A 14,444-nucleotide genomic window follows, 5' to 3' on the forward strand; every position below is an offset into this window, starting at 1 on the left:
TCGGCGAACCGCCCCTGGGCGCCGGAGCGCCCGGGGCGGAGCGCGAGGGTGCGCCGGTGCCGGTCTACCGGGCGGCGGAGGGGTACTGGGTTGCCAGGTCGTTGCGGCGGACGTCGGACCAGGTGGTGGTGTCGACGCAGATGCCGCAGTTGGGGCCGAAGAACTCGGTGCCTGCCGCCTGGTCCCCCATGAGCTGCGCGCGGAACCACGCGGTGGTCGGCGCGGCGAACGGGCCCGGGTCGCCCACGACCGTGAAGTGGTCGGCCCCGCGCAATTCGCCGTAGACGGCCGGGATGTGGTCGGCGGCGTCGTAGAACGCCTTGACGAGGAACGGGAAGACGATGCTGTCCTTCTGGCCCGCCAGGAGGAGGGCGGGGACATGTGCGTCGTTGATGTTGGCCAGCGGCCCCGGCTGGATCGGCAGGATCGTGTCCACGCGCGGGTCCGCGCCGACGACGATGGCAGCCGCCCCGCCCTGCGAGTGCCCAGAGGCGCCGATGTGTTCGAGGTCGACCCGGTCGCGGAAGATGCTGTCGGGGTCGGCGTTCCTGCGGGTCAGCATGTCGATACCGGCGCGCATGGAGATGCCGAGGTTGGACTGCGGGGTGTTGGCGGCGGCGACGATGAAGCCCTGGCTCGCCCAGTGGAGGAGCAGGTCGCGGTAGACGACGGGGAAGGCGAATGTGCCGTTGCCCCACACGATCACGGGGTGGCGGCGGTTGCTCTGCGCGATGTCCCGCGGGTAGTACAGGGTGGTCACCGCGCCGACCTCCACTTCGGTGGCGTAGGGGCCGGGGGCCCCGTAGTCACTGGTGGCGGCGACGGCTTCGGCGGGGGCGGACGCCGAGGCGGCGCCCCCGCCGGCCAAGGCGGACAGCGAGAGGGTGAGCGCGATCAACGGGACGAGAAGGTTCTTCTTCCACACCACGGCGACTCCAGACGTCAAGGTGAACCGGATGTTTCGTCCGGCTCACATCTGCGTTTGATCGCAAATCCTGAAGCAACGGCGGACGGCCGTCTCTGCGCAATCGCGGCAATCACCGAAGGCCGGGTTCGTGCAACTTACCGACAGACGTGACGTCGGCGCCCCGTGACCGCGTGCCCGCGTGCGCCCGGAGTGCTCAGCTTCCGGCGGCGCGCCGGAGCCGCGCCGAGAGGTGGTGCTGCAGCGGCTGTCCGACCGCGGCCAGGGCGTGGACGAAGTCGAGCGTGTCCTCGTCGGTGAGGGTGTAGCGGCGCTGGGTGGCCGCGACCTCCTTGGCGGTGGGTGTGCAGGCCACCTGCTGGGTGGCGAGGTCGACGGACCCGTCGCCCGCGCGGCCGGTCGAGATCTCCGCGATTCCGGTGGGCTGCGTGATCAGTGCCTCCACGCGCCCGTCGGGCTGGAGCCGCCACCAGCCGCTCTCGCGGGCCGAGGGCCGCAGCGGTGCGCCGTCCGCGTCGAGCAGCCAGGCGCGTGCCTCGTACTGCAGGAAGGGCCGCCCGTCATGACTGAAGGTCACCTCCTGCGCGTACGCGAACTCCGCGTCGAGCGTGGGGTATCCGCCGCTGCCCCGGCCGGCCCAGGTGCCCAGGAACCCGAGCACCGGCGCGAGCAGCGGATGCGGCGCGGGCGCTTCGTCCGCTCGGAGGGCGTCGGGGAACGGGTACTTCTGAACGGGGTCGGACATGGTGTGCGCGCTCCTGGGTCGAGGCCGGTGCCGATTGGCAGCCTATGGCCTCATTCCCGCGGCCGAACCTGGTGATGGACCGAAGCGAATAGTTACTAGAGCGTAACTTACCGACGAGTTACCTTCGGTAAGTAATCGTTGCTAGCTTGCGCTCACCTGCATCGGAGCAGAGCGAGGAGTGAACTGTGAGCCGCAAGAGCACCCGTTCGCGTTCCATGAGCACCGCACATCCCGCGGTCTCCCCCCACCCCCGGCACGCGCCGGGCACCCTGCGCGTGCTGGCCGTCGCGGTGGCCGCCGCGGCCTGCGTGGGGACGTACGCCGTCCCGGCCTCCGCCGACGAAACGGGATCGGAGCCCGTGGTCTCCAGGGGCGTGACCATTCCCGCCTTCTACAATCCGCCCGCCGGACTCCCCACGGCCAACGGCGCATTGATCCGGAGCGAGGCACTGCCGCTCGGTCTGTCCATTCCCGGCCTCGACGGCCGCCCGATGCCGGGCACGGCGACCCGGCTGATGTACAGGTCGACGGATTCGACCGGGCAGCCGGTCGCGGTGACCGGTGCCTACATCGAACCGTCGGCGGCCTGGAAGGGCGGCGGTACGCGCCCGCTGGTGGCGCTGGCCTCGGGAACCGTGGGCCAGGGCGACCAGTGCGCACCCTCGCTGTCGCTGCAGTACCCGCTGAAGCTGACCGGCGAGACCCTGTCGGTCGGCTACGAGGCCCTGGCGATCTACCGCCTGCTCGCCACCGGAGCCGCGGTCGTCGTCACCGACTACGTCGGTCTCGGCGCCACCGACCGGCTCCACACCTACGTCAACCGCCTCGACCAGGGACACGCCCTCCTGGACGCGGCCCGCGCCGCGCGCGCCGTACCGGGGGCGTCGGTCACCGCAGACTCGCGCGTCGGCCTGTACGGCTACAGCCAGGGCGGCGGCGCCAGCGCGTCGGCCGCCGAGCTCCAGCCCTCGTACGCACCCGACGTCAAGGTCGCCGGCACCTATGCCGGCGCGCCGCCCGCGGACCTGACCGCGGTGATGAAGGGCATCGACGGCAGCGCTCTGGCCGGTGCGCTGGCCTGGTCGGTGAACGGCTTCGCGCAGGCCGATCCCGATCTGCGCGAGGTCGTCGAGAAGAACATCAACGCCACCGGCCGGGCCGCGCTGAAGGACGCGTCGACCATGTGCGTCGGCGACGCGATCTTCGGCTACGGCTTCACGAAGAGCGCCAAGTGGACGACCAGCGGCACGTCGCTCGGCGACGTCATCGCCGCGGAACCGCGGGCGCGTGCGGCGCTCGACAAGCAGCGCATCGGCACACTGAAGCCCGCGGGCCCGGTACGGGTGGCGACCGGCGTCCAGGACGACATCGTGCCGCACGGCCAGGCCCGCCAACTGGCCGTGGACTGGTGCCGCAAGGGTGCCGGAGTCACGTACGACGCCATCGAGCTGCCCAACCTCGGGGACAAGCTCCTCACCAACCACGTGGTGCCCCTGATCACCGACCAGGGCGAGGCGATCTCCTGGCTGACCGACCGGCTCTCGGGCAAGGCGGTCGTCTCCAACTGCTGGACGATGCCTTTCCAGCGCTGACCGGGCACAGTGCGTCGCTCACACGGTCCGGCCGGGCAGACTGTGCGGAATGAACGACTATCCCCCGGTGGACCGCGAGCCCGCTCCCGAACGGTACGGACACCTGCGCGTACAGACATCCGGTCTCGACCCCGCACGCTGGCTCACCGAACGCGCGCCCGGGCAGGGCGACTTCGGGACGGTGGCGGGCGTCGCGGCACCCGGGTTCGAAGCCTACGCCCGGGTGCTGCACCCGGCTTCCCTGGACGAGCGGCCGGTCCGGTGGGCGACGGTGGCCGCCGCGTACGGACGCGAGGTGGCGCCGGGCAGCCGCTGGCACGAGGTGGCCGGGATGGACCAGGACTACTACAACGCGTCCGAGTACGGCCTGCCCGGCGTCTGGGACGAGCATCCGGAGGAGGGCCCGACCCCGCCCGCCGTCGCCCAGGCCCTGATCCCTGTCCTGGCCCGGCACACCGGGACGGCCGAGCGCTGCTGGTTCGGGCTGTGGCACGGCTACGGGCGGTGGGACTTCGACCACGTACCGACCTTCGAGACTCCCGAACGGGAAGAGGTGCTGCTCTCCGGCACACTGGCCGACGCCGTCTCCCCCGTATCCCTGGACGAGTTCGCCGAACTGCCCGACCTGTGGTGGCCGCAGGACCGCGCCTGGTGTCTGGGCGGTGACGTGGACCTGGTGAGCACATACATCGGCGGGTCCCGAGCACTGATCGCCGAACTGCTGGCCGCTCCGGAACTGGAGGCATACCCGGTGGCGCCCGGCGACAGCGTCGCCTGAGGCCGGCCGTCGTTCCCTGGGGCAACAAGAATGCCCGGTCCGCAATTGCGGACCGGGCATTCTCAAGAGTATATTGAGCGTTTCTGTGTACTCACAGAAAAGGCCCCACAAAGGGGGCCACTAAGCAACACCATATCCGTCAGGGAGTCATGTTGTCAACTCGGGAAAGTGCCGAACTGCATAAGGAGCAGGAATTCATCGGCCGGCTCTACGACCGTGTCGACGCGCTGCGCGGAGTCGCCGCACAGCACGTCGAGGACGCGCTGACGCCCGTCGGTACCGGTCAGCAGGCACGTCTCGAACGTGAGGTGCTCGTCGCCGAACGCTCAGGGCTGCTCGCCGCCCTGAATGCGGTGGACGGCTCACTGTGTTTCGGCCGCATCGATCTCTCGGACGGCGCCGCGCACCATATCGGCCGTATCGGAATCCGCGAGGACGACACCGCTCGTACACCTCTTCTCATCGATTGGCGCGCACCGGTCGCACGCCCCTTCTATCTCGCCACCGGGCACACACCGATGGGGCTGCGGCGGCGCAGGCACATCACCACCGAGGGCCGTCTCGTCACCGAACTGCACGACGAGATCCTCGACGTCGGGGACCGGGAGCGCACAGGCTTCGAGGACCCGAGCGGCGACGCCGTGCTGCTCGCCGCCGTGAACTCCGCCCGCACGGGCCGCATGGGCGACATCGTGCGGACCATCCAGGCGGAGCAGGACCGCATCATCCGCGCCCCGCACCGCGGAGTCCTCGTCGTGGAGGGCGGTCCCGGCACCGGAAAGACGGCGGTGGCGCTGCACCGCGCGGCCTTCCTGCTGTACGAGCACCGCGAACTGCTCGCCAAGCGCGCCGTCCTGATCGTGGGCCCGAATCCGGCCTTCCTGCGCTACATCGGCGAGGTGCTGCCCGCGCTGGGCGAGACCGGGGTCCTGCTGGCCACACCGGGGGAGCTCTTCCCCGGTGTGCACGCCCGGGGCACTGACACACCGCGCGCCGCAGCCGTCAAGGGCGGTGTGCCGATGGCGGAGGCGCTCGCCCTCGCCGTCCGTGACCGGCAGCAGTTGCCCGAACCCGGCGCCCCGCTGGTCATCGCGCACGACGACGGGGACCTCGTCCTCGACTGGGAGATCGCCTACGAGGCCCGGCAGGCGGCCCGCGACACGCTCCTGCCGCACAACCTCGCACGCCCGCACTTCGCCTTCCGGATCATCGACGCCCTCACCTCGCAGCTCACCGAGCGCATCGGCGCCGATCCGTACGGCGGTCCCAACTTCCTCGGCCCCGACGACATCGCCCAGCTCGGCAAGGGCGTCGCGCTCAGCAAGGAGGTGCACTCCGCCATCGACGGGCTGTGGCCCGAGCTCGCTCCGGAGGAGTTCCTCAGGGACTATCTGGCCGACCCCGTGTACGTACCGGAGGCCGACGCCGAAGCCATCCGCCGCACGCCAGGCGAAGGAACGTGGACCCCCGCCGATGTTCCGCTGCTCGACGAGGCGGCGGAGCTGCTCGGCGTCGACGACAGTGCCGAGCGGGCCGCCGCCGAGGCGGAGCGCCAGGAGCGGATCGCGTACGCGCAGGGTGTGCTGGCGCTGTCGAGGGGCTCGGAGACGTACGAGTTCGAGGACGAGGAGTCCGAGATCCTCGCCGCCCACGACATCATCGACGCCGAGCGGATGGCGGACCGGCAGGAGGAGATCGATCACCGCAGTGCGGCGGAGCGCGCAGCCGCCGACCGGACCTGGGCGTTCGGGCACATCATCGTCGACGAGGCGCAGGAGTTGTCGCCGATGGCGTGGCGGCTGCTGATGCGCCGTTCGCCGACCCGCTCGCTGACCCTGGTCGGTGACCCGGTCCAGACCTCCGAGGAGGCGGGCGTCGGGTCGTGGGACAAGATCCTGGAGCCGTACGTCGGTGACCGCTTCGAGCACGTCCGGCTCAAGGTCAACTACCGTACGCCCGCCGAGATCATGGGGCTTGCCGCCAGGGTTCTCCGCGCCGACGACCCTTCGTTCGAGCCTCCCGGCTCGGTGCGTTCCACCGGCGAGGCGCCGTGGACGAGGGAATCCGGCGAGGATCTGGCGGGCGCGGTGGCCCGCGCGGTCTCGGAGCTGACACCCGAGGAAGGGCGCCTGGCGGTGATCGCCCCGTCGGCGCTCCACGAGGAGATCGCGGCTCCGCTGGACGGAGTCACGGCCGGTGCCGAGCCCGATCTGACCCGTCCGGTGGTCCTGCTCGCACCGCGACAGGCCAAGGGGCTGGAATTCGACCATGTGCTGGTCGTGGAGCCCGCCGGGTTCGGGACCAGTGACCTGTACGTGGCTCTGACCCGTGCCACGCAGCGCCTGGGCATTGTCCACCGAAAGGAGCTCCCTGAGGCCCTGCGTTAACTCCTGTCTGAACAACCGTAGTTGACGGGCCGTCCGCAGTTCATCGTGCCGTTCCGCTCTCCACACCGGTCACCCATAGCGTCGCGCAGGTCCACAACGCTACTGAGGAGTATCGTGAGCGCTTCCGCTCTGACAGCTTTGGCCGCCTCGCTGGTGATGGTCTCCGGTGCTACCGCACAGCCCCCGGTTTCCGTCGACGCGCGTGTGGAGACACCTGCCGTGTACGACGACGAGGCCGGCGGTAATGCCAATGCCGACGACCCCGCCGTCTGGGTCGACCCCGCCCACCCGGGGCGCAGCATCGTGATCGGGACACTCAAGGAAGCCGGCCTGGACGTCTACGGTCTCGACGGGAGAAGGCTGCAGCACATCGCGGCTCCGGCGGCGCCCGGCGAGGACGCTTCGCCCGGCCGGTTCAACAACGTCGACATCGTCTACGGCTTCGAACTGGGCGGCAGGAAGACGGACCTGGCGCTGGTCAGCGACCGGGGCCGGGACCGGATACGTGCCTTCAGGATCGACCCTGCCGCCGTCGCGGCGGGAAGGCCGCCGCTCAAGGACGTGACGGCAGCGGACGTGAAGCCGGTCTTCGCCACGAGCGAGTCGGAGGTGGACGACCAGCGCACGTCCTACGGCCTCGCCGCCTTCAGTGACGACGAGGACGCCTATGCCGTGGTGTCGCAGCGCGAGGAGAGCCGGCTCCGCCTGCTCGAACTGAAGGACATCGGCGGCCGGGTGGGCTACGTCACCGAGGACACGCTGGACCTCCCCGGCGCCTTCGAGCTGCCCGACGGGACCGACTGGACGCCCTGCGCCGACCCCGGCGAGCGCCCGCAGGTCGAAGGCATGGCCGTCGACCAGGAGGAGCACGTCCTCTATGCCGCGCAGGAGGCCGTTGGCCTGTGGCGCATCGAACTCGACGACGAGGAGTTCGAGGCCCCGGAGCTGATGGACCGGGTCCGTGAGTACGGCACGCCGTGGACGTACGACGCCGCGGAGGAGGAGTGCGTCCTCGACACCGCCAATGATCCCGGCTTCGGTGGCAGGAACCTGAGCGCGGACGCCGAGGGCGTCACCGTCTACCACGCGGCCGACGGCGCCGGTTACGTACTCGCCTCCAGCCAGGGGGACAACGCGTTCGCCGTCTACGAGCGGGAGGGCGCCAACCGCTACATCGGCTCGTTCGCCGTCAACGACAGCGCCGCCACGGACGGGGTGCAGCACTCCGACGGCTCGACCGTCGTCAACGTGCCCCTGGGCCCGGCCTTCCCGAAGGGCCTGCTGATCACCCATGACGGTGAGGCGACCCCGGCGGACGGAGACAGGGAGAGCACCAACTTCAAGCTCACTCCGTGGGACGCCGTCGCCGGTGCGTTCCCCGAGCCCCTGACGACCGACACCGAGTCCTTCGACCCGCGCGACACCGACTGAGCAGGGAACGCTCCACCACTCCCCCGGGGCGGCCGGGGCCGGGCGCAGCTGCTCGGCTCCGGCCGCTCGGCGCGCTTCGTTCCGACGTGCGTATGCGAGCGCGGGACGGCCCCGCCCTCGACGGCCGTCAGGGCGCGGCGAGGAGCGATGAGACCGCGGCGGGCACCCGGTCCGGCTGCTCCCGTTCGGTGAGCCGGGCGAAGACGCGGTACCACGCACCGGTGTCGTCGCCGAGCCGCTCGCGCACCAGTTCGGCGACCTCCCCCAAGGCGGTGCGCACCTCCTCGGGGGCGTCGGACCGGCGGCGCGCACGATTGAGGTAGCCCAGCACGACGGCAGCGGGCGCGGCTTCGTGTATCAGGTCCCGCGCGGTCAGCCGTCCTGTCCGCAGGAGATGGTCGAGCACGACGTCGACGGGCTCGCGCCGATGCCCGCCCAGCCCGTGTCTGGCGCGTGCCACGGTCAGCTCCCTCCCCGGCGGTGCGGACCGGAGTGACAGCTCCCACAGATGTGCGGCGTTGCGGACCACGAACGCGTGCGGGGCATCGGGGTGCCTGACGACCTGGTCCCACCCCGGGATCGGTTCTCTGCTGTGCTCGGCCTGCAGTCCGTCCCAGTCCGGGAGCGCCGGTGTGCTGTCGAGGATTTCCCGGGTGACCCAGTGCCCCTGGGCGCGGCGCAGGCGTTTCGCCAGACGTTCCGCCGACAGCTCCCGCTCTGTGCGCGCGTTCAGGGGCGCGGCCGGGTCATCGGCGGCGAGTGCCTTCTGACACAGCCGTGTCGCGGTGGTCCCGAGGACTCCGCTCCCGGCGAGAGCCGCCAAGCGCTCGGGGCCTCCACTGCGCAGCAGGTTCAGACAGCCCACGAGTTGTTGTGCCAGGTTGAGGCGCTTGCCCGATCTGGTCAGGACGAGCTCCACTAGGTCGGGTTCGGCCGACTCCAGCCATACGGTGCCACCGGGCGCGTGGGCGAGCGGATCGGAGCGCAATTCCTCGACGAGGCGTGGCGCCAACGAACCGGGCCGGGCGGCGATTCGGCGCAGCACACGCGGATCGGATGTGTTACGCAGCACGGCCAGGTCGGTTTCGGGATCGGCCAGGTCCACCAGACGCGACACTTGATCCGCTCCCAGCCGCCCGGCGTGCTCGGAGAGGACCCGCAACGCCGCCCGGTCGCGCGAGCGGAGCAGATACTCGAAGGGCACGTGAGGGGTCGGCCTGCAACGCAGGAGGAACGCGGCGAGCATCCACGGTCCGTCCGGGCCGTAGCGGGGCAGCACCTCGGCCAGGATTCCCGGCCCGGCCGCACACAGCAACGTACCCAGAGGCCAGGCCCACAGGTGGTTGCCGCGGGCGAGCAGGTCCCCTGCGGCCTTCGGGGTGGTGGGCGCGAGGGTGGGCGCGAACGTCGAGACGGTGTCGACCCCCGCGCACAGCTCCCTCAACCTGCCTGTGCCGTACGGGCCTTCCCGACGTGAGCGCTCCAACAGCCGGGGCCAGGTGGCTGCCCGCTCCGGTCCATGGGGGTCGCCGTCGGTCGCCGCCGCGCCGCGCGCTGTCGCGGCGAGCCGCAGCCAGGCGTCCGCATCGGTCCCGAGCTCCCGATCGAGGAACGCGGCCAGCGCGCGCCGCCAGGCCGCGGTGAAGGCGAAGTCCTCCCAGCCGTGGGGCAGGTGGAGCAGCCAGGCAGCGGGCAGGTGGCACAGCAGGTCGTCGGCCTGCACGATGCCGTGCAGATAGGCCCGTTCTGCGGCACGGGCGACGGAATCGGTGGGGGTTGCACCCTCGAAGCTGGCCAGCACCTCCTCGCGCTCCGGCGCTTCGCACCGATGAGCCACGTCCTCCAGCCCCCGGTCCGTGCACGCCTTCCACAGCCAGTCCGGATGCCGCCATCCGGGCGCGTCCGCCACACGGTGCGCCGCCAGATACCGCAGGACCGCCGGGTCCTGAGGCAGTGGGGCGGTTCCGGCCGGAACGAGCGACAGGAGGAGGTCGACCGCACCGAGCGCGGAACACCCGGCGTGCCCCACAGGCTCCGCAGGCGGCTCGTACGGGGCGGCCGACCTAGGGCCTGTCGGCGTCACCCCGCCGTTCCCCAACAGCCGCGCGGCCTCATCGATGGCCTCCTCGATCGCCTCCGCCAGGGTGCCGGGATGCTCCGGGAGCGATTCCAGCAGCACCGCCCAGGCGTCGGGCCGGGCAGCCAACTCGTCGTGGACCTGACCACCCCACAGACCGTGCTCGGCCAGGGCGAACAGGGCTTGCGCCGCCAGTGCTGCGGGCCGTGCCGTCGTGACCAGTTCCGCGGGGTCGAGGAGTCCGGCCCGTACGACGCCGACGGCCCACTCCGCGGCTTGGGCGTCCAACGACTCCTCGGCCAGTCGCCGGGACGGCGGGGTGAGGTTCCCGGCGATCCGCCCGCCGGCCCGCCACGGCGCGTTCAGCAGAGTCAGCCGGAATTCGGCGCGCTCGGCGTCCGTGGCGTCCTCGTGCCGGATCAGCTCCTCGGCAGCCTTCGGCATGAACGGCGTCTGGCGGTTGGCGGCTGCGAGGGCGCGAAAGTCGTGCGCGTACGGCTCGTTGAGCAGATCGCGCAGTGTGCTGGTGCCGCGGCAGACGCTGAGCAGTTGCGGCAGCGCGGCCGGGTCCTCGTACGCGATCGCTGCCGCTCGCGGCACGGCCGGCCCATCGGGTGCTGCGAGGGCGGCGGCCACCTCGGTCCGGATGCTCTCGTGGACGTACTGGACGACGACCGGGTCGGCCAGCGCGGTGCGCACGGCGTCGGGCCCCTGGCACTCCCACACGCGCAGCAACGCATACCGCTGTGCCACCTTTCGTACGCCCCAGGCCAGGGCCTTGGAGGCCAGCAGGAGATCACCGCTGCCCAGCAGCGGCGCCGCCCGGCTGCGTGATTCGTTGCTGGTGGCCGACAGCAGCTCCGCCCGCAGCGCTTCGTCCAACGGGACACGGTGCATCGCGTGGACGATGGCCCGCCGCAGGGACGGTGTGCAGCGCGCGTTGCGGTACACGGCGGCGTTCACCGCTGGGTCGTCCGCTGCCACGAGTTCCTTGAGGACGCGTGCATCGATCCGGGGGTGGCGGGCAAGAACCGTCCGCGCCCGGCTGTCGCCGTGGCGCGTGACGGCAGCCGACAGCACCGGGCCCGGCAAGGAGCCCCCTGCCAGCAGTCCCTCCACTGTGCGGTCCGGCAGTGCGGTCAGCGCGGCGGCGGCGTGCCGGGGCACCGTCCGCTCCAGGAGGAGCCCCAGCGTGTCGCAGACGGACTTCGGCGGCAGCACTGTCGGGCCGTCGGCGGGTGCGGGGCGCGCGGCGAGCAGTTCCGGCAGGGTGTGCCGGGACGTCGCGAGAGCGTCGTGCAGTCCGCGCCAGCGCTCGGGGTCCCCCGCGAGATGTTGCTCGGTCAGCTCGCACAGCAGGGCATCGGCGGCGCTTCCAGGCCGCAGCGCGCCGAGGAGATGTCCGGCCAGGGTGCGGGCCGGACGCGCCCGCCGGACCAACTCGGTGGCGAGGCCGTCGCCCAGCTCACCTACGGTGCGAGCGGCGGCGACCAGCCGGGCCGGGACCGGAGCGCTCCCTTCGGACAGCGCTGCGCGGAGCGATGCTGCGGCGCGCCCGGACTCCCCGCGTTCCTCACCGGGCGTGCCGTGGGTCAGCAGCTCCAGAACCGCGCGTCGCGGTCCGGCCGCATCCGTACGTGCTTGAGACATCGCGCCCGTCCCCCCGTTCGATCATCTGGCAGGCGTCGTGAAATATCTCAGCACACGGCACTGACACCGCCCCCGTAAGGCGTGCGCCGGGCGCATTGGGCGCTCCACCCCCGTAACCGAATGCGCCGGTGCGGCGTTGAGAAGGACGAAGCGCACATGGCATCGCGACCCCCCACGCGCCTGTGAGGCCCGAACCGTCGGCGGTTCGGGCCTCACAGATTTTCGTGGTCGCGCCTGGTCCCCGCCGGGCCGGCCATGCTTCGCAGAGTCGCGGCGCTGTCGGCGTCCGCCGGATAGTAGGACTCGATCGAGATCTCTTCGAGCGTGATGTCCTGCGGGGTTCCGAACGTCGTGATGGTCGAGAACAGTCTCAGCTCGCGCCCCTGGAGGCGGAAGATCATCGGAATCGCCACCTCCGACTCCGGCCGGGGTGGTGGGCCCTCCGGCTCGTGCTCCGCGAAGAACTCGTCGTACAGGGCGCCGACCACCGGATCACCGGTCCTGGCGACCTGGCGGGACAGCCGGGCACGGAAGAACGCGCGGACTTCGGCCAGATTGACGATCCGGGAGGCGAGACCCCGTGGATCGAGCCCGAGCCGCACCATGTTGACGGGAGCGCGCAGCAGCTCGGGATCGACGTCCGCGAGGAAGTGCTCGACCGGTGCGTTGGCCATCACGATGTTCCAGCGCCGGTCCACCACCAGCGCCGGATACGGCTCGTGCGCACGCAGCACCCGCACCACGGCGTCCCGGACGGCCGACATGTCCGGCTCGTCGAGCGGCTGTTCGCGATGCCGCGGTGCGAACCCGGCCGCCACGAGCAGCCGATTGCGGTGCCGCAGCGGGACGTCGAGCTGAGCGGCGATCCGAAGCACCATGTCGGCGCTCGGACGGGACCGGCCCGTCTCCATGAGGCTGACGTAGCGCGGTGAAACGCCCGCCGCCAGCGCGAGATCGAGCTGGCTCAGCCGTCGTTTGTGCCGCCACTCGCGCAGCAGGCCGCCTACCGTCTCCACAGCGTGGACCCTAGTCTCACCGGCCGGCCAGGGTCCATGAACTCCGAGTTCATCGACAGCCGCGACAAGTCGCCGCCACACTCCTCGGCATGAGCACTGACAACAAGCAACTCGTCCTCACCTGCCTGGAGTTGTACGCCAAGGGCGACCTCGACGCCCTCGCACCGCTCCTGCGCGACGACTACGTGGATCACGGGCTGCCGTTCCGGACCTCCACGAAGGCGGACTGGCTCGCGGCAGCGCGGCTGCTGCCCCTCGCCGAGATCCGGACCGACATCCGCCGTCTCGCGGCGGAAGGCGACTACGTGACGATGTTCTCCCGGAGGTGGCTGCCCGGGGGCGAGCTCGACATCGCGGTGGCCGATGTCTTCCGTCTCCAGGACGGCCTGATCGCCGAGCGCTGGGAGGTCGTCGAACAGATCCCGGCAGATGGTCCGAATCCGGTGGCGACTCTGTGAGCCGGCCCGCGCGGCGCCCGGCACGCCGCGCGGTGGCTCTCCGTCAGCGGGTCACCGTCCACTTCTGGTTGGGACTACCGGTGCACGTCCAGATCTGCAGCCGGGTGCCGTTGGCCGAGCTGCCGCCACTGGCGTCGAGGCACTTGTTCGCCTGGGGGTTGACGATGTCGCGGGCCGCGGGCACGGCCCACTGCTGTGCGGCGGTGCCGTTGCAGTCCCACAACTGGACGGCGGTGCCGTCCGCCGTACCGCCCGATGCCACGTCCAGGCACTTGCCCAGGGCCCGGATCGCGCCGTCGCCGCCGACGCTCCACCGCTGAGCCGCGCTGCCGTTGCAGTCGTAGAGCTGCACGGGTGTTCCGTTGGCGCTGTTGGCGCCTGCCACGTCCACGCACTTGCCGCCGATGCCGGTGATGGGGCCGCTGCCGCCCGGCTGTTCGGTGTCGGTGCTGACCCGGACGTAGTCGACCAGGAGCTGCTGGGGGAAGACCGTGCTGCCGTCGGGGTCTCCGGGCCAGTAGCCGCCGACCGCGAGGTTGAGGATCAGGAAGAAGGGCTTGTCGAAGACCCACTGGCGCCCGCCGAGGTCGGCGGGGGTGCGCCGCTGGTAGACGGTGCCGTCGACGGACCAGGTGATCGCGTTCGGGCTCCAGTCGACGGTGAAGGTGTGGAAGGCGTCGGCGAACACCTGGCCGCCCGGCAGGGTGTAGGCGGCGCCGATGCCGCCGGAGCCGGAGTAGCCGGGTCCGTGGAGCGTGCCGTGGACGGTGGACGGCTCGAAGCCCACGTTCTCCATGACGTCGATCTCGCCCGAGTTCGGCCAGCCCACCTGACCGATGTCGTTGCCCAGCATCCAGAACGCCGGCCAGATGCCCTGCCCGCGCGGGATCTTCATGCGGGCCTCGACGCGTCCGTACGTCGTGGTGAACCTGCCCGCGGTGTTCAGCCGGGCGGAGGTGTACTCGCAACGCCCGTACCAGCACTGGTAGTTGTCCGGATTCTCCCGGCGGGCGGTGATGACCAGATGGCCCTGCCCGTCGAGGGCGGCGTTGCGGTTGCCCGCGGTGTAGAACTGCCGCTCGTGGTTGGCAACGTTGTCGCCCGTCTCGACCTGCCACTTCCCGCCGTCGACGGCGGAGCCCGCGGGTCCGTCGAACTCGTCGGCGAACGTGACTGCGGCGGCCGAGGCGGTACGTGCGGAGGGTTCCGCCGGAGGCGGGGGTGCGCCCTGCGCCAGTCCGGTGGAGAGCGATGCGAGGGCGAGGACCGAGACGAGCGATACCAGCAGGCGCCGGGATAAACGTGGGGAATCCATGACTGTCCCTTCATGGAACACGGTGGGGGGTGGGAACTCGCCCTGGGGGACGCTTAGTTCACTCCGTGAT

General features: G+C 71.2%; 10 protein-coding genes. 5 read left to right on the forward strand and 5 right to left on the reverse strand.

The window, feature by feature from the left end; translation table 11 throughout:
• Positions 1-64: 64 nt before the first annotated feature.
• Together ACWGO0_RS04530 and ACWGO0_RS04535 are read right to left on the reverse strand one after the other, a co-directional pair.
• Positions 65-928, reverse strand: a complete 864-nt coding sequence (locus tag ACWGO0_RS04530) for an alpha/beta hydrolase family protein (protein ID WP_453527841.1) — start codon at positions 926-928, stop codon at positions 65-67.
• A 193-nt stretch (positions 929-1,121) separates the two neighbouring features.
• On the reverse strand, positions 1,122-1,670 hold the full coding sequence (locus ACWGO0_RS04535; RefSeq protein WP_453527844.1) for an FABP family protein: 549 nt from the start codon (positions 1,668-1,670) through the stop codon (positions 1,122-1,124).
• Positions 1,671-1,885: 215 nt separating this feature from the next.
• Here ACWGO0_RS04535 and ACWGO0_RS04540 point away from each other — a divergent pair, with 215 nt between their 5' ends.
• From ACWGO0_RS04540 to ACWGO0_RS04555, 4 genes are all read left to right on the forward strand, one after another.
• Positions 1,886-3,262: a lipase family protein gene (locus ACWGO0_RS04540; RefSeq protein ID WP_453528124.1), complete on the forward strand. Its 1,377-nt coding sequence runs from the start codon at positions 1,886-1,888 to the stop codon at positions 3,260-3,262.
• A 49-nt stretch (positions 3,263-3,311) separates the two neighbouring features.
• Positions 3,312-4,040 (forward strand): hypothetical protein, encoded by a 729-nt coding sequence (locus ACWGO0_RS04545; RefSeq protein ID WP_453527847.1) that lies wholly within the window; start codon positions 3,312-3,314, stop codon positions 4,038-4,040.
• A gap of 176 nt (positions 4,041-4,216) precedes the next feature.
• Positions 4,217-6,427, forward strand: coding sequence for a HelD family protein (locus tag ACWGO0_RS04550; protein WP_453528127.1), 2,211 nt, complete (start codon positions 4,217-4,219; stop codon positions 6,425-6,427).
• A gap of 114 nt (positions 6,428-6,541) precedes the next feature.
• Positions 6,542-7,858, forward strand: coding sequence for a phytase (locus ACWGO0_RS04555; protein WP_453527850.1), 1,317 nt, complete (start codon positions 6,542-6,544; stop codon positions 7,856-7,858).
• Between the two features lie 127 nt (positions 7,859-7,985).
• Here ACWGO0_RS04555 and ACWGO0_RS04560 read toward each other — a convergent pair whose 3' ends face one another.
• Complete coding sequence (locus ACWGO0_RS04560; RefSeq protein ID WP_453527853.1) at positions 7,986-11,585, reverse strand: hypothetical protein; 3,600 nt, start codon at positions 11,583-11,585, stop codon at positions 7,986-7,988.
• Between the two features lie 212 nt (positions 11,586-11,797).
• The gene (locus tag ACWGO0_RS04565; RefSeq protein WP_453527856.1) at positions 11,798-12,601 is read right to left on the reverse strand and encodes a helix-turn-helix domain-containing protein; all 804 of its coding nucleotides are present in this window, start codon (positions 12,599-12,601) and stop codon (positions 11,798-11,800) included.
• Positions 12,602-12,690: 89 nt separating this feature from the next.
• On the opposite strand from ACWGO0_RS04565, the gene ACWGO0_RS04570 reads away from it, so the two are divergent.
• Complete coding sequence (locus tag ACWGO0_RS04570; protein ID WP_453527858.1) at positions 12,691-13,059, forward strand: nuclear transport factor 2 family protein; 369 nt, start codon at positions 12,691-12,693, stop codon at positions 13,057-13,059.
• A gap of 43 nt (positions 13,060-13,102) precedes the next feature.
• On the opposite strand, the gene ACWGO0_RS04575 is transcribed toward ACWGO0_RS04570, so the two are convergent.
• A complete protein-coding gene (locus ACWGO0_RS04575; protein WP_453527861.1) occupies positions 13,103-14,374 on the reverse strand; it encodes a lectin in 1,272 nt (423 codons plus the stop codon).
• Positions 14,375-14,444 lie beyond the last annotated feature (70 nt).

This window comes from Streptomyces sp. NPDC055749 (genome assembly GCF_053617235.1).